The sequence below is a fragment of the Halomonas sp. R57-5 genome, assembly GCF_900070345.1.
Classification (GTDB): Bacteria; Pseudomonadota; Gammaproteobacteria; order Pseudomonadales; family Halomonadaceae; genus Vreelandella; species Vreelandella ventosae_B.
In genome coordinates, this window is sequence record NZ_LN813019.1 from 800225 (window position 1) to 816358 (window position 16134).

The window sequence follows — 16134 nt, forward strand, 5'->3', positions numbered from 1 at the left end:
GCGCAGGACGCGACCGCCCTCATTGATTGAGGGCGGAGCACTGTGAGTGATTGTTTAAAATGACGCTTAAGAGGCGACACGGAAAGGGTTACGCGGGTCGTTATCCCAGGCTAGGAAGGGTTGGCCAGTCTCTTGAGGCACCATGGTGATGCAGTTTTCCACTGGGCAGGTGATCTGGCACAAGTTGCAACCCACGCACTCCTCTTCAATCACTTCATAGCGGCGCGCGCCGTCCTGCTCGGTGAGTTTGGCAATCGACTGGTGGGAGGTATCCTCGCAGGCGATATAACAGCGGCCGCACTCGATGCACAAATCCTGGTCGATCTTGGCGATGGTCTTGAAGTTGATATCCAGGTGTTTCCAGTCGGTGGTTTGCGATATCGCCTTGCGGGAAAACGCCTCAATGGAGTCGTAGCCTTTTTCCGCCATCCAACGAGAAAGACCATCTTTCATCTCTTCCACAATGCGGAAGCCGTTGAGCATTGCTGCAGTGCATACCTGCACACTGCCGGAACCGAGTGCGATAAACTCCGCCGCATCCCGCCAGGTGGAGATGCCGCCAATACCGGAAATAGGCAGCGTAGGCGTCGCCGGGTCGCGGGCGATTTCCGCCACCATGTTCATCGCGATGGGTTTGACGGCGCTGCCGCAGTAGCCGCCGTGAGTACTCTGGTGGCCCACCGTGGGTTTGGCAACCATATTATCCAGGTCGATACTGGTGATCGAGTTGATGGTGTTGATCAACGAGACCGCATCGGCGCCACCCCGCAGCGCTGCCTGTGCGCCTACACGGATATCAGTGATATTGGGCGTCAGTTTCACGATAACCGGCTTGGAGTAGTGCTTTTTACACCAGTAGGTGACTTTTTCTATCAGATCAGGGTTTTGGCCCACTGCTGCGCCCATGCCGCGCTCCGGCATGCCGTGGGGGCAGCCCAGGTTGAGTTCGATGCCGTCCGCTCCGGTGGCTTCCACCAGTGGCAGAATGTACGCCCAAGCCTCTTCATTACAGGGCACCATGATGGAGACGATCAGCGCACGGTCGGGCCAATCCTTCTTCACCTGGGTGATCTCTTTCAGATTGATTTCCAGCGAACGGTCGGTAATCAGCTCAATGTTGTTAAAGCCGATCACCTCGCGGTTCTTACCGTAGTGGGCCGAATAGCGCGACGAAACGTTCACCGCAGGTGGCTCTTCGCCAAGAGTTTTCCATACCACGCCGCCCCAGCCAGCTTCATAGGCGCGTATCACGTTGTAGGCTTTATCGGTGGGCGGCGCTGAGGCTAGCCAGAACGGATTGGGCGCTTTGATTCCGGCAAAGTTAACCGACAGATCAACGCCGTTGACGACGCTGTCGCCGCTGTTTTTCTTACCTGGGAAAGAGAGAGGGGTGGTCTTCATGCGGCCTCCTGCTTAGCGGCGAGCGCTTGATGAATGGCGTGGGCCGCCAACTTGCCGTGTTGCACGGCTTGTACGGTGAGATCCTGGCCGGGTTTTACGCAGTCGCCGCCAGCGTAAACATTGGGTAGTGACGTTTGGAACATCTCATCGACGTGAATGCGTTCGCCGTCGCGAGCCAGCTCGGCGGCGGTAGTGTCGCGGAGGCTTTCGCCCTCGAAGCCTTGGCCGATAGCGGTGAAAATGGCGTCGGCGGCGATCTCGAAGGTTTCCCCGGTGGGCGTTAATCGTCCTGCTTGATCGGCGGTCTTGGCAAAGCGCATACCTGCGACACGGCCCTGATTATCCAGCAGAATCTCGTCGGGCTGCGCCCAAGTGATCATACGCACGCCGTTGGCTTTGGCGATCTCCTGCTCGTGGTCGGTGGCCGACATCGCCTCAACGCCACGGCGATAGACCAGCGTTACCTCGCTCGACCCCAAGCGCGCCATTTGGGTGGCCATATCAATGGCGGTATTGCCCGCGCCAATCACAATGCAGCGCTTAGCCACGGCGAGGTTGCCCAGGTCATCGGCTTGGCGCAGGGTTTTGATGTAGTCCACTGCGGGCATAAGACCTGGCGCATCGTCACCCGTTAGCCCCAACGCGCGGCTGGCACCCAGGCCCAAACCGAGGAATACGCTGTCGTACTGCGTGTGCAGGGTAGCGAGTTCAAGGTTGTCGCCAAGGCGCTGCCCGTACTGGATGTCGATACCGCCAATCTCCAGTAGAAATTCCACCTCTTTATGGGCGAAATCATCGGTCATCTTGTAGCGGGCAATGCCGTACTCATTGAGCCCTCCAGGCTTTTGCTCCGCTTCAAAAATGGTCACCTGGTGGCCGAACATCGCCAACCGATGCGCGCAGGAGAGCCCCGCTGGCCCAGCGCCGACGACGGCTATATGGCGGCCAGTGCTGGCAGCGCGCTTAAAGGGGTGGCTATCGAACTGCATATTGTCGGTGGCGTGACGCTGTAACAGTCCGATTAGCACTGGTTGGCACTCGGCGTCGTGATTACGTACGCAGCTGCGCTCGCAAAGAATTTCGGTGGGGCACACCCGGGCACAGCTACCGCCGAGGATATTGGCTTCCAGAATGGTTTCTGCCGCACCGTTGATATTGTTGTCGCTGATTTGGCGAATAAAGCTCGGAATATCGATATCCGAGGGGCAGGCCTCCACGCAGGGCGCGTCATAGCAGTAAAGGCAGCGCTGGCTTTCGATAATTGCCTGGCGCGAGGTTAATGGCGGGTGAAGATCGCTAAAGTTGCTTTCCAGCGTGTGCGGGTCGTAAGTGCCGACCTCTTTTGCGCTGGGTAGGTGGTTCAGTTGGCTAGTCACGGTAGAGACTCCGCTATTTTTATAGAAACAACAGTTATTAAGCGCCAGTTATCGTTTGACGGCGACGGGGGCATTAAGCTCGGCACGCTTGGCCAGCAGCTCGAACACGCCGGGGTAGGCGGGGCGTTCTAAATAGCGGCCTGCACCGCGCTCGGCGCGTAGGTCTCCGTCACGCCATACCCACTTGCCCTTGCTGATGGTGTGGCGAGCGATACCGCGCACGGTTTTACCCTCGAAGATATTGAAATCGACGTTTTGATGATGGGTTTTGGCAGAAATCGTCCGGGTGCCGTTGGGATCCCAGACCACAATATCGGCATCAGAACCGACCTGAATCGCACCCTTGCGTGGGTAGAGATTAAAAATCTTGGCGGTATTGGTAGATGTAATGGCAACAAATTCCTGGGCCGAGAGCTTGCCGGTATTGACGCCTTCGTCCCAGATGACGGCTAGGCGGTCTTCTACCCCTGCGGTGCCGTTGGGGATCTTGGTAAAGTCATCTTTACCGGCGGSTTTTTGCTCCTCACAAAAGCAGCAGTGGTCGGTGGCGGTGGTCTGCAAGTTGCCGGACTGCAGGCCCTGCCACAGCGCTTCCTGATGGCCTTTGGGGCGAAAGGGGGGGCTCATTACGTGGGCCGCTGCCGTTGCCCAGTCAGGGTGTTGATAGACACTGTCGTCAATCACCAAATGCCCAGCCAAGCACTCGCCAAACACCGGGTGGCCCTGCTGGCGGGCGTAGGCGATCTCATCCACTGCGTCTTTGGTGGAAACATGCACCAGATACACCGGCGCGCCTAGGGTCGTGGCAATGCGAATGGCACGGCTGGCCGCTTCGCCTTCCACCTGGGGCGGACGGGAGAGCGGGTGTGCTTCCGGTCCGGTAATGCCTTGGGCGAGCAGTTTCTGCTGCATGTGGTAGACCAGTTCGCCGTTTTCCGCGTGTACCGTGGGCACCGCGCCCAGCTCCAGGCAGCGCGAAAAGCTCTCCACCAGAATGTCATCGGTGGCCATGATGGCGCCTTTGTAGGCCATAAAGTGCTTAAAGCTGTTAACGCCGTGGTCGCGTACCAGGGTGCCCATCTCCTCTTTAACGCTTTCGTCCCACCAGGTAATGGCCACGTGGAAGGCGAAGTCAGTGGCGGCTTTTTCCGCCCAGCCCTGCCAGGTTTCAAATGCTTCCAGCAACGACTGGCCGGGGCTGGGGATCACGAAGTCGATAATCGTGGTAGTGCCACCCGCCATGGCGGCGGCAGTGCCGGTGTAGAAATCTTCGCTGGCTACTGCGCCCATAAAGGGCATCTGCATATGAGTATGCGGGTCGATGCCGCCGGGCATTACCAGCTGGTCGCTGGCATCGACGATCTCGCAATCAGTGGGGACATCTAAGTCGGTGCCAATAGCGTGAATTTTACCGTCGATACACAGCACGTCAGCGCGATAGGTATCTGCGTGGGTTACCACCGTGCCGCCCTTGATCAATAGGCTCATGGTTCGCTCCTGTTAGCTTGTTTCGTCAACGGAATTATTCKCCGTCTGTCAGGCGGGTGTAGGTTTCCGGACGACGGTCGCGGAAGAACTGCCAGTTGTTGCGTACCTCGCGGACCATATCCAAGTCGATCTCGTGGACCAGTAGCTCGTCTTCGGTCTCGCTGGCCTGGGCTTCGATTTTTCCGCGGGGGTTAACGATGTAACTGGAGCCGTAGAAATCGCCGATATTCCACGGTGCCTCGGTGCCCACGCGGTTGATGGCAGCGATAAAACAGCCGTTGGCGGCGGCCGAGGCGGGCTGTTCAAGTTCCCATAAATATTGGGAAAGCCCTGCCACGGTGGCGGAGGGGTTGAAAATCACCTCGGCACCGTTAAGCGCCAGTGCCCGCCAGCCTTCAGGAAAGTGGCGGTCGTAGCAGATATACACGCCGATTTTGCCGTAGGCGGTATCGAATACCGGCCAGTTGGATTGCCCCGGTTTAAAGAAGAATTTTTCCCAAAAACCGGCCACTTGCGGGATATGGGTTTTATGGTATTTGCCCAGGTAGCTGCCGTCAGCGTCGAACACCGCTGCGGTGTTGTAATAAACACCGGTTTCGGTCTCTTCATACACCGGCACGATAATCACCATGCGATGCTCAGCGGCGAGTTTTTGCATCATCTGACAGGTAGGACCTTCCGGCACCCGCTCCGCGGCGGCGTACCATTTGCCGTCCTGGCTGGGGCAAAAGTAGGGTTGGTTAAACACTTCCTGGAAACACAGTACCTGTACGCCTTGATCAGCTGCTTGCTGAATCATCGGCAGATGCGCTTCGTTCATCGCATCGCGGATGGCTTCGGGTTCCAAATCGGTGCTGGTTTTCAGACCCATTTGAATCAAGCCTATTTTCATCTTCTGCATGAGACACTCCCTCTGATGTTTGATTCTGATTGTTGATTTAAAGCGTGTTCAGGCGTTGAGAATTAATATTATAAAGCTGACTAATCTGACAGCTTTTGTTGAAAGTATCGCTGGCTTGATGGTTTTAGCAAGTCTTAAAATGCGATTTTTACAATCACGTTTAACTCTTTGAGTTTGTTTGTTTTTATTGTTCTGTGCAGGAGTATTCACTTTTTTGGTGAACCCTTGCACCGTTTTGATTGATCTGTTTTTTTATTTTAAATCATGTGGTTAATATATTTTTAATGAATGAATGTCGTGTTTTTTTGTTTAATATTGGTGCAAATATTTTTTTTGACCTAGCTTTGTTTAATTGGTTTTTGTTTGAGGTGGGAAAGACGAAAAGGTAACAAGCTAACAATAATATTGTTGTCTATAAAGACAGCTTTTTAATCAACGAGTTAGTCGCCCTGCTTTTATGGGTAGGCACACTTATTGCTTCGCTTCTAAGAGCCATGATTTCTAAGCGTCTTTTCGAACAGCTCCACTGACCGTGGGAGTGATGGACAACGCAATGCTGAGGAGATAAAAAATGACCGAAACAACCTCTCAGATGGTGGATCGAGACGGACTGATAGAGCTTGATGTAGGGGACGACGTGCGCAGTAGTTCACGTTTTAATGAGGATATTGCCCCTACCCAGGCCAGCGAGCGTACCTGGAGTAAGTGGAATATTGCGGCGCTATGGGTAGGTATGTCGATCTGTGTGCCCACCTATACCTTGGGTGGGGTATTAACCGCTTACTTTGGGTTGAGCGTGAGGGAGGCCCTATTCGCCATTCTGTTAGCCAACGTGATCGTGCTGATTCCTCTCACCTTAAACGCCTTCCCCGGTACTAAGTTTGGGATCCCGTTTCCCGTGGTACTGCGCTCATCGTTCGGTATTTTAGGCTCCAACGTGCCTTGTCTGGTACGCGCCTTAGTCGGTTGCGGTTGGTTTGGTATTCAAACCATGTTTGGCGGGCTGGCCATTCATCTGCTGCTCTCTGAGTTAATTCCCGCTTGGGCTGCGCTTGGCGGCGTGGGCGAAGTGATCGGCTTTTTTGTCTTTGGCGCGATGAACCTCTATGTGGTCATTCGCGGGGCGGAGTCGATCAAGTGGCTGGAAACCCTGGCCGCACCGCTGCTGTTAGCCGTTGGGGTTGGGCTGATGATTTGGGCGTGGCCCAACATGTCAATGACCGAGCTATTAGCTCAGCCGCCGTCGCGGCCTGAAGGGGCATCGGTGTACGGTTATTTCTTCGCAGGCTTAACCGCCATGGTGGGTTTTTGGGCCACGCTATCGCTTAATATTCCCGATTTCAGTCGCTTTGCCAAAAGCCAAAAAGATCAGATCGTCGGCCAGGTTATCGGTCTGCCGCTGACGATGTTTTTCTTTGCCGCGCTGGGGGTGGTGTTAACTGCTGCATCCGAGACGCTGGTGGGCCAGACGGTTGCTGATCCAGTACGTTTGATTGGCTATATCGACAGCCCCTTCTGGGTGGTATTAGCGATGCTATTGATCATTATCGCCACGATTTCTACCAACACTGCCTCTAATATCGTCTCGCCGACCAATGATTTTCAGAATATCGCGCCTAAATTGATTAATCAGACCCGCGGTGTACTCATGACCGGTGCGGTAGGCGTGTTGCTGATGGGCTACGATCTGCTGCAAAAAGCGGGTGTTATCCCGCCTGGGGTTTCCCTTGAGCAGATGTACTCCAACTGGCTGCTGGGCTATTCAAGCCTACTCGGGCCCATCGCGGGGATTATGGCGGTGGATTACTTCCTGATTAAAAAGCAGCGTTTGGATATACCGAGCCTGTATATGGACAGCCATGCCTATCCTGCGGTCAACATCGCGGGTTTTATCGCTTTTGGCGTCCCGGTGTTGCTCACCTTAATTTCGCTGTTAACCGGCACGATGAACTGGTTCTATGATTACGGCTGGTTTACCGGTTCGGCGCTGGGGGCCATTGTTTACTATGTGGCAAGCCAAGTGCTGGCATCGTCGCCTCAGGCGGGGCCCGCGCCAATAATGGCGAGCGAGGCGACAGAGCAGAGTTAAACAACGAAACCCGGCTTCGTGCCGGGTTTTGCTTTAGCTGCTCTTGATTAAGCGCAGAAAAGCATCAACGACGCGGTTGGGGCGTCGGTCGTGGCGGGTAATCAGTACAAACGGAATGCGGTAGTGCTGGGTAGCGGCATGCAGTGCCCGCATCTTACCTGCGGCCACCCACTGTGCAGCGACATGCTCAGGCAGAAAGCCGATAAAGCGCCCGGTAAGAATCAAAAAAGCGGCGCCCTCGCGGTCAGAGGCCGAAGCGCGCAGGCTTAGCGCATCATGCGCTTGGCGTGCCTCAACCGGTAGCGGATAGCGAGGCGAAATAGCGGCCTGCTCGGTGATATCCGCAAAGCTGAGTGTATCATCGTGTTCGGCAAATAGCGGATGGCCAGCCGCGCAGTAAAGATACGATGGCTCATCATAGAGGTGGCGCGCTTCTAAACTGGTGGGCAAGTTAACCGCTGGCACTACACCTACATGCAAGTGGCCATCCATCACGCCGCGAATAACCGCATCCGAAGGCTCCATATGAATATGCAGTGTGACCTCATGCTCTGGCGCGCTAAGCTCAGCCAGCGCATTGGTCACGTGCATGGCGGGCAGCGTCACCAGGTTGTCGGTGATGCCGATATTCAGCTCACCTTTAATCGTTTGATGCAGGGCGTTAACGTCACTTTTGAAGGTTTCAAGCGCGGTCAATAATGTTAGTCCCGCTTGATAAATCTCTTTGCCCTCTTCGGTTAAACTAAACCCGCCACGCCCGCGCTGGCAGAGCGAAAAGCCCAGCCGTCCTTCCAGGTCGTTCATATGCTGGCTAATCGCCGAACGGCTAATCCCCAGCGTGGTTTCCGCCGCGGTAAAGCCGCCGCACTCAACGACCGTCTTAAAAATACGGATGAGGCGTATCTCGTAGTCGCTCATTTGGCCCAGTGATGCCATAACAATTCCCTGGTAGTCGGCTATCAACGCATAACGTCACGCTTTTCAGTGCATTAACGGTGATAAAAACTGATATACATCCTAAAAGCGCCGCGGCACTATCGGTCAAAGCGACGTGTCAACGCGCGCTATGTGTTGTTTATGGTTACTTTTTACACTGTATCAGGTGTCCCGATGGGTTACCTGAATAAGGCTTCTATGCGATGTCCGTGACTCCCATTAATGTAAATGATGATGTTTTGAAGGCTACCAAGACCTACCGCCAGCAGCGACGTCATGTGATTGCGTTATATCTGTTAGCTCTGTTCGTCATGGTGGTGCTGTTCGGTTGGTTGCTGAGTGAACAGCATAAGCAGGAAATTGAGGCCGCCGAATCACGTATTACCGCCCGCGCTAATGTGGTCACTGAGTGGGCGAAAGGCGTGTTCGCACAAAGCGGGCAAGCGCTGTTTGGGCTTGCGGAACTGCTAGCACTACAAGGGATGCCTGAGGGTGACAATATCCAGGCGTTTCAGCGCGCATTAGAAAACTTGACCCTGTATGTCCCTATGGTGGATGCAATCGCTGTTGTGGACTCTGAAGGGCGTTTAGTGGCGAGCGGTCGCGTCAACCGAAGAGCGAATGCTGATGTCAGCGAGTCAGCGTTTTTTAATGCCTTTAAGCAAGCAGGGCAGGAGGAGCTGATTACCCCGCTTTACTGGTCTGACATTGATCAGCGCTACTATCTGTACCATGGCCGACGATTAGAGACCTCGGCCGGAGAATTTGCAGGGGTGGCCATTTCTAGCATTGTTCCTGAAGTATTTGCCGACTCGCTTGAGCAGATGAGTGTCTACGACGGCGAGAGTATTGCCCTGGKCGMCCCCGGTTTGAAATTTATTGCTCGGTACCCGATACCGGAAGAGCAATTTACCACCGGCAGCCAAATTGTAAGCCCCGAAACGACCGAGTGGCTAGCCCGTGGCGAGTCTACTTGGTCAATCAATATTGACTCACCTATTGATGGCCGAAAACGGCTGTTTCGCATGCTGAGAGTAGGCGAGTATCCCATGCTGGCCGTGGTCGGTGTTGACCTTCACGAATTGCTATCGGCCTGGCGGCAGCGTGCTCTGATTTTAACGCTAGTGATGGTCGTCATTGCTTTGCTGGGCGCTTGGGGGGCACGCCACTACCTGAACCGTTTAGCGTTAGCGCATCAATTACGCCAGCGTATTGAAGAGCGTGAGCAAGCGCGTGCCGAGGCGCAAATCGCCGCTGCCGCTTTCCAAACGCACTTAGGCATCCTGATTACCGATCCCCAGGGCATCATTCTCAAGGTTAACGAGACCTTCAGCCGGATTACCGGCTACAGCGAAGCCGAGATAGTCGGTAACAACCCGCGTATGTTTAGTTCTGGCTTACAAAACTCAGCCTTTTATCGCCGTTTATGGAAGCGTGTTATCAAAACCGGTAATTGGGAAGGTGAGATATGGAACCAGCGTAAGAACGGTGAACTGTTCCCCGAGTGGCTAACTATCAGCGCGGTGTACAGCGTAGAGGGCGCATTGACTCATTACGTGGCCACCATGAGTGACATCAGCGAGCGTAAAGCCGCTGAGCAGGAGATCCATCAACTGGCGTTTTATGACACCTTAACCGGCTTGGCGAATCGGCGCCTGTTTATGGATCGCATCGGTACCGCCCTTAAAGAGCTTCAGCGCCATCAGCGTTGCGGTGCGCTGTTATTTATCGACATCGATAATTTCAAGCAAATCAATGACACTCTGGGGCACTATGCGGGAGACCAGGTGTTACAGAGCGTTGCTCGGCGGCTCGGGCAGATGCTGCGCGATACCGATACCTTGGCCCGCCTGGGTAGCGATGAGTTTGCGGTGTTGATTGAAGGCGTTGATAGCAATTACGCCCAAACTACACGGCTTGCGGAGCGTATCGCGCATAAATTGCTGGCAACCCTTAATGCGCCAATCACTCTTGCCGAAGAGAGCATCACGGTGACCGGTAGTATCGGCATCGCGATTATGGCGAGCAATGAGTACGGCGTAGATGATTATTTGCAGCAGGTGGATATGGCGCTCTTTCAGGCTAAGAGCGGTGGCCGCCATGGCGTGTGCTTTTTTAATCCTTCAATGCAGGCCGCGCTACTCGCCCATGTAAAATTAGAGGCGGATCTGCGCCAAGCCCAGGCTAGCCAGCAGTGGCAGCTTTATTACCAGCCCCAGGTGGATCATCACGGCGCGATCAATGGCGTGGAAGCGCTGCTGCGCTGGCATCATCCCGAGCGTGGCATGGTTTCTCCAGGTGATTTTATTCCGCTGTTGGAAAGCTCTGGGCTGATCAACGATGTGGGCGAATGGGTATTGGAAGATGCCTGCAATCAGCTAGCACGCTGGGCGCAGCACCCCCAGCTAAGCAAGTTGACTATCTCCGTGAATATCAGCCCGCTGCAGTTTCGCGATGAGAACTTTTTGCAGCGTGTGGAAGGCGTATTTGCACGGACTCAGGCGCCACTTCAACGGCTAAAGCTTGAAGTGACCGAGTCACTGTTTGTGGAAGCGCGTGATGACGCTCGTGATAAAATGCTGAGTCTGAAAGCCAAAGGGGTGCGCTTCTCGCTGGATGATTTCGGCACTGGCTACTCGTCACTGGCCTACTTGGCTCAGTTGCCGCTTGATCAGTTAAAGATCGATCAATCCTTTGTTCAGCAGGTGCTTGAAAGCCAAGCCAACGCGGCGATTGTTGAGAGTACCATTGTCCTGGCAGAGAGCCTCAATCTCGAGGTCATCGCGGAAGGGGTTGAAACCAAAGCGCAGCAGGCATGGCTGCTGGCCCATAACTGCCACGCTTATCAAGGCTATCTGTTTGGACGCCCGGTCACCGCCGAGGAGATTGAACGGCTAATGATGGGCCATTAGCCATCGTGGCGGGCGAGCCGACATTGCTCGATATCCAGGCTCTCTACCGTCAAGGTGTCGGGAAGAATGACTTCCAACCGGGAGTCTTGCCGCCATGCGCTGGTTTCGATGCTTAAGGTGCCAGCAGCGCGATTAAGGCGTTTCCAGCCGCTATCGGTATGAAACACGCCTTTAATGCGCGCCTCCTTGGGGAGTTCGCCCAAACATTTGGCTAAACTATCCAGCTCGAAGCGCTCGCTTGGGTGCCAGCGTAACCCGGTGCTGGTGTAGCCCAGCGAGGTGCCGGTTTCCCGTTGGGGCTTGCCGGGCGGGGGCGGAAAATCGAAGAATGACCCTTGTAAGCTGGGAGCTGCAGCCAACTGTTGATGACTGGCGGGTACGCTGATATCGAGCGCTTCAGCGCTTCCGCTTTGGGTCAGCAGCGCTATCGGTAGTTCGCCTTGCGGGACTTCCTGCACCCATTTTCGCGGTGGCCAGTGGTCAGCCACAAAAGCGTGGGCGGCGCTGAGCTGTTCGTGGGTGCTGTGGTCGAGCATGGTCAATGCCACGGCATCGGCCATATTGAGCTGATCGCGGAAGGTGTCGTGCTGTAGGGCGCGGGTGTCGTCCATTCGGCGTGGGTCGAGCGTGGCAATAATGTCGCGCACTTCCACCACCTCTTGAAAGGCTTCGCCGCGCAGTAGGTCCAGTAGGCCTGCCGGGTGGCCAAGACCAGAGGGTTCGATGATGACCCGGTCGGGCTTGCTGCGGGCGAGTAGATTGACCAGTGCCGCCTGGAGTACAAAGGCGAGCTGGCAGCACAAACAGCCGCCGGGCAGGCCTTTCACCACCACATCATCGCGGGCGTCAAACATGGCTTKGTCGATACCGATTTGGCCAAACTCGTTGACCAGAATGGCCCACTTTTCATCCACAGGCTTCTGTTCGATTAGACTGTGGATAAGCGTAGTTTTGCCGCTACCCAGAAAGCCGGTAATGATATGTACTGGCACTTTTCGTTTGGCGCTTTCTTCTGACCGAGCCAACGCCTAGCCCCCTGTCATATTCATAAAGCGTACCACCTGCACATCGCCATCGGTGGTGAAGTGGTGGCGCTCCGGCTTAAGCGGCAGGGCGTTGATAATCGCTTCTTTCAGCACCTGCATATTGCCGGGGTGGCGGCGCAGCACGGCGCGCAAATCCACCGAGTGTTCGTTGCCTAAGCAAAGCAGCAAACGGCCTTCCACGGTCACTCGAACCCGGTTGCAGGTGTCACAAAAGTTGTGGCTATGGGGGGAGATAAACCCAACGCGGCTGTCGCTATCGGCCATTTTGAAGTAGCGCGAGGGACCCGGTGTGGTTTCGGTGGTGGGGATCAGCGGGTAGCGGGTTTCGATCAACTCTTGAACATCGTCGCTGGAGTAGAAGGTTTCCGCCCGTGAGTGGTCGGAGACATCGCCCAGCGGCATCTCTTCGATAAAGCTGATGTCTAGACCTTGCTGGCGGGCAAAGGTGACCAGGTCGATGACTTCGTCGTCGTTGCGACCTTTTAAAATCACCGCGKTGAGCTTGATACGCTTAAAGCCCGCTTCCTGAGCGGCGTGAATACCGTCGATCACTTTGGCCAGATCACCGGTGCGGGTAAGCTGCTTAAAGCGCGCCGCATCCAGCGAATCCAGGCTGATGTTCAGTCGCCGCAGGCCGCTGGCGTAGAGCTGCTTGGCGTGCTTGCGCAGACTGGCGCCATTGGTGGTCATGGTGAAGKCGTTAAGCCCTGGCATGGCGCCGATCTCATCCACCAGTTGCTCTATGCCACGGCGCACCAGTGGCTCGCCTCCGGTAAGACGAATTTTCTCAACCCCAAGCTCGGTAAAGGCGCGGGCAACCATGGCGATTTCTTCCAACGTGAGTACCTGGGCGCGGGGCAGAAACGTCATCTCCTCGCTCATACAGTACACGCAGCGGAAATCGCATCGATCGGTGACCGAGATTCGCACGTAGCTAATGCGCCGCCCAAAGTCATCAATCAACTGCTGATCAGCGCGTGTTTGAGACGGTTGTTGTAAGGATCGTTGCTCGGTCATAGCCATCCCGTTAGTGGTTGTATGCTGACTACCTCGCCTGGTTGCGCGCCGTCTTGGTCGTCGGCAAGCTCAATCAAGCAATTTGCAGCCACCATCGAGGTTAAAATGCCCGAACCTTGGGCGCCGGTGCTGCGCACGTGTAGCTGCCCTTGCTCATCAGTATGGTAGATGCCGCGAATAAAATCAGTACGCCTCAAGCGGCTTTTTATAACGTCATCGGCTATCGCATTGAGGCGATGGGGCGGCCTTGTCGGCTGCCCACAAAGCTGATCCAGCAGCGGCGCCACAAACTGTAGAAAGGTTACCATGACGGCTACCGGATTGCCGGGCAGGCCAACAAACGGCGTACGTTTTGCGCCCAGCCAGCCACAGGCCATAGGGCGGCCAGGGCGCAGCGCCACGCGCCAGAAGGCCAGGCGGCCCAATTGTTCCAGCGCCGCACGGGTAAAATCAGCTTGGCCGACGGAAACGCCGCCGCTGGAGATCACCAAATCGCTCTGGTCGGCGGCCTGTTCAAGGGCTTCTGTGGTGGCTGCTAAGTCGTCCGGCAGAATGCCCAGGTCGATGACGTCGGCACCCTGTTCGGTAAGTAATCCGATCAGCGTAAAGCGATTGGCGTCATAAATGCCTGCTTTAGGTAACGGATCGCCGGGGGCAGTGACTTCATTGCCGGTGGAGAAGATCGCTACCTTCGGGCGTCGGCACACCGTTATTTCGGCATAGCCCAAGGAGGCTAAAAGTCCTAGGGATGCCGCATCAAGCCGTGCCCCCTCAGGCAGTGCCGTGTCACCTATGGCAATATCTTCACCGGCCTGGCGAACATGCTGGCCGTGTTTGAGGCGCTCAGGCGACTCAATGATCACATGCTCAGGCTGCTCATCTAGCGGTTCGCTCAGTTGTTCACTCATCACTACTGTGTCTGTGCCCGGCGGTAATGGCGCGCCGGTGGTGATGCGCACGCAGTGACCGGCTGGTACCAGTTCCCGGCGGTACTGCCCGGCCAACACCTCACCGGCAAGCGGCCAATGGGTTTGTTTGGCCCCAACACCTTCCCTAGGTAAGGCTAACGCGACGCCATCCATGGCCGCATTAGTGTTTTGTGGCACGTTAATGGGTGCCTGAATGGTCCCCGCCAAGCGGCGGCCGTGTGCCCGTGCCAAAGGGATATTTTCGCTGCCTAGCGGGCGCTCAATCAGGGTGGCAAGCGCATGGCGTGCTTCTTCCACGCTAAGCATCTGCTCGCCAAGATCAAAACAGGAGAGCGTCATCGAACCTCCTTCGCTGAGGTATTCAGCAGCGTTGCTTCCAAGTGAAGCTTCTCCTCCTCGGTATTCAGATTGGCAAACGCATCAGGGCAGTCCGACATATCGACCCGGCACCAGTCGTGACGCGCGTACCAGCGGTCAATTTTACGTTCACCTTCGGCAAGGGTGGCAGCCAAATCATCGGCGAGCGAGGTGCGTATTAACGCAACGACGGGGTGCAGTCGTTCACCGTCAAAGGCTACGGCGATGTCATGCTCGCCGTGCTCAGACGCAATACCTTCTACCATGCGCGCCACTAAATCATCGGGTAGGGCGGGAGAATCACAGGGGGTCACCAGTAACCAGGGGGTTTTTGCCGCCCTTAAGCCACTATAGATGCCCATCAACGGGCCTTTAAAGCCGCCTTCCTCATCGTCCATTACTTGATCAGCAATCACACGATCAGCAAAAAACTGGTAGGCGTCGGCATTTCGGTTGGCATTAATCAGCAGCTCGGCTACCTGGTCTTTAAGGCGTTTCACTACATGGCCGACGAGTGGCAGGCCCGCGAACGGCTCAAGCCCTTTGTCGCGACCGCCCATCCGGCGACCTTCGCCGCCTGCGAGAATCATGCCGGTGAGTTCGTGGGTAGGAATCATGGGCTTGTCTCTTTTGTTAAGCTTGCTTGGCTAGATGACCGGGCATGCGATGGCTTCGCTGGAATAGCGTCCAGCGTTAAGCGGTTGTGGGTATTGATCGCCTGGAAGTGGCGGCCTTTGGCGCGGGCGATCAGCATCMCCCCAAAGCGCTCGGCCAGCTCAACGCCTTTTTGAGTAACGCCGGAGCGCGATACCAGCACGCTAATACCCATTTGCGCCACTTTCAGCACCATCTCGGAGGTTAGTCGTCCGGTGGTGTAGAAGATATCTGCGCTGGCGCTGTCCGCCTGCTGCAACCACTGGCGTCCCGCTAAGGTATCCACCGCGTTATGCCGCCCCACGTCCTCTACAAAATCAAGCACGTTGGCTTGATGGCAGAGCGCGCAGCCGTGAACGGCCCCGGCGCTGCGATACGTCTCATTGTAGGCGTTAAGGTTTTGCAGCAGTTGATTGAGCGTGGATTGAGCCAGTTGGGTATCAGGCAGCGCCGTCAGCGCGGTTTGGTCGAGCAGTTTGCCAAATACCGTGCCCTGACCGCAGCCGGTGGTGACCGTGCGGGTGCTTAAGCGTGCTTCTAAATCTTCGGGCAGGTGACGAGTAATCACTACCGCCGCTTCGACGTCCCAGTCGACCTGCACTGCCTGTAAATCGTTGGCTGCACGCAATAGCCCTTGATTGCGCAGATAGCCCACGACTAAGGCTTCCGGATCGTCGCCCAGTGTCATCAGCGTGACAATTTCACGTTTGTTGAGGTACACCGTCAGCGCTCTTTCAGCGGCGATCGCCTGCTGGCGTGCATAGCCATACTCGTCAACGATACTAATCTCGGTGGTGGCCGGTAAGCGGGCTCGGCTTATCTGCAGGGTGGGCTGAAGGGCAGGCATGGGTAATCCTCGCGAAATGGTTCTCGCAAAACGACAGGGTTGACGATGATGGCGCTGGAGATGCTTACTTGTCTACCCATTCAAGCGCTATCCTAATAAGTACCATCCTCATAAGTACTATCCAAATAAGTACTATGCTAACAAGTATTGGTCTTTCAAATGCCATCCATTCAAGGTTCAG

General features: G+C 55.6%; 12 protein-coding genes. 2 read left to right on the top strand and 10 right to left on the bottom strand.

The window, feature by feature from the left end; genetic code table 11:
* Nucleotides 1–66 precede the first annotated feature (66 nt).
* From preA to HALO_RS03630, 4 genes are read right to left on the bottom strand one after another with little or no spacing between them, the layout of a single operon-like run.
* Nucleotides 67–1401, bottom strand: a complete 1335-nt coding sequence (preA, locus tag HALO_RS03615) for an NAD-dependent dihydropyrimidine dehydrogenase subunit PreA (RefSeq protein WP_050713053.1) — start codon at nt 1399–1401, stop codon at nt 67–69.
* Nucleotides 1398–2777, bottom strand: a complete 1380-nt coding sequence (locus HALO_RS03620; protein WP_035580856.1) for an NAD(P)-dependent oxidoreductase — start codon at nt 2775–2777, stop codon at nt 1398–1400. The genes preA and HALO_RS03620 overlap by 4 nt, the downstream gene beginning before the upstream one ends.
* 48 nt (nt 2778–2825) lie before the next feature.
* Complete coding sequence (hydA, locus tag HALO_RS03625; RefSeq protein ID WP_050713054.1) at nt 2826–4265, bottom strand: dihydropyrimidinase; 1440 nt, start codon at nt 4263–4265, stop codon at nt 2826–2828.
* Nucleotides 4266–4299: 34 nt separating this feature from the next.
* The gene (locus HALO_RS03630; protein WP_035580851.1) at nt 4300–5166 is read right to left on the bottom strand and encodes a nitrilase-related carbon-nitrogen hydrolase; all 867 of its coding nucleotides are present in this window, start codon (nt 5164–5166) and stop codon (nt 4300–4302) included.
* A gap of 571 nt (nt 5167–5737) precedes the next feature.
* Here HALO_RS03630 and HALO_RS03635 point away from each other — a divergent pair.
* Nucleotides 5738–7255 carry an NCS1 family nucleobase:cation symporter-1 gene (locus HALO_RS03635; protein ID WP_035580849.1) on the top strand — a complete coding sequence of 506 codons (1518 nt, stop codon included), beginning with the start codon at nt 5738–5740 and terminating at the stop codon, nt 7253–7255.
* 33 nt (nt 7256–7288) lie between these two features.
* Here the strand turns inward: HALO_RS03635 and HALO_RS03640 are convergent, their stop codons facing one another.
* Nucleotides 7289–8191, bottom strand: a complete 903-nt coding sequence (locus HALO_RS03640) for a LysR family transcriptional regulator (RefSeq protein ID WP_035580846.1) — start codon at nt 8189–8191, stop codon at nt 7289–7291.
* 203 nt (nt 8192–8394) lie between these two features.
* On the opposite strand from HALO_RS03640, the gene HALO_RS03645 reads away from it, so the two are divergent.
* Nucleotides 8395–11103, top strand: a complete 2709-nt coding sequence (locus HALO_RS03645) for a bifunctional diguanylate cyclase/phosphodiesterase (protein ID WP_050713055.1) — start codon at nt 8395–8397, stop codon at nt 11101–11103.
* On the opposite strand, the gene HALO_RS03650 is transcribed toward HALO_RS03645, so the two are convergent.
* From HALO_RS03650 to HALO_RS03670, 5 genes are read right to left on the bottom strand one after another with little or no spacing between them, the layout of a single operon-like run.
* On the bottom strand, nt 11100–12128 hold the full coding sequence (locus HALO_RS03650; RefSeq protein ID WP_050713056.1) for a CobW family GTP-binding protein: 1029 nt from the start codon (nt 12126–12128) through the stop codon (nt 11100–11102). The genes HALO_RS03645 and HALO_RS03650 overlap by 4 nt on opposite strands.
* Before the next feature lie 3 nt (nt 12129–12131).
* Nucleotides 12132–13166, bottom strand: coding sequence for a GTP 3',8-cyclase MoaA (gene moaA / locus HALO_RS03655; RefSeq protein ID WP_050714120.1), 1035 nt, complete (start codon nt 13164–13166; stop codon nt 12132–12134).
* The gene (gene moeA / locus HALO_RS03660) at nt 13163–14434 is read right to left on the bottom strand and encodes a molybdopterin molybdotransferase MoeA (protein WP_035580837.1); all 1272 of its coding nucleotides are present in this window, start codon (nt 14432–14434) and stop codon (nt 13163–13165) included. The genes moaA and moeA overlap by 4 nt, the downstream gene beginning before the upstream one ends.
* Nucleotides 14431–15069 carry a molybdenum cofactor guanylyltransferase MobA gene (gene mobA / locus HALO_RS03665; protein ID WP_035580835.1) on the bottom strand — a complete coding sequence of 213 codons (639 nt, stop codon included), beginning with the start codon at nt 15067–15069 and terminating at the stop codon, nt 14431–14433. The genes moeA and mobA overlap by 4 nt, the downstream gene beginning before the upstream one ends.
* Nucleotides 15066–15953, bottom strand: a complete 888-nt coding sequence (locus tag HALO_RS03670; RefSeq protein ID WP_050713057.1) for a formate dehydrogenase accessory sulfurtransferase FdhD — start codon at nt 15951–15953, stop codon at nt 15066–15068. The genes mobA and HALO_RS03670 overlap by 4 nt, the downstream gene beginning before the upstream one ends.
* Nucleotides 15954–16134 lie beyond the last annotated feature (181 nt).

What these genes read in the sequence shown, in the direction of transcription:
- HALO_RS03640 (WP_035580846.1), bottom strand. Translation starts at nt 8,191, where the DNA reads ATGGCATCACTGGGCCAAATGAGCGACTACGAGATACGCCTCATCCGT.
- moeA (WP_035580837.1), bottom strand. Translation starts at nt 14,434, where the DNA reads ATGACGCTCTCCTGTTTTGATCTTGGCGAGCAGATGCTTAGCGTGGAA.
- preA (WP_050713053.1), bottom strand. Translation starts at nt 1,401, where the DNA reads ATGAAGACCACCCCTCTCTCTTTCCCAGGTAAGAAAAACAGCGGCGAC.
- HALO_RS03635 (WP_035580849.1), top strand. Translation starts at nt 5,738, where the DNA reads ATGACCGAAACAACCTCTCAGATGGTGGATCGAGACGGACTGATAGAG.
- mobA (WP_035580835.1), bottom strand. Translation starts at nt 15,069, where the DNA reads ATGATTCCTACCCACGAACTCACCGGCATGATTCTCGCAGGCGGCGAA.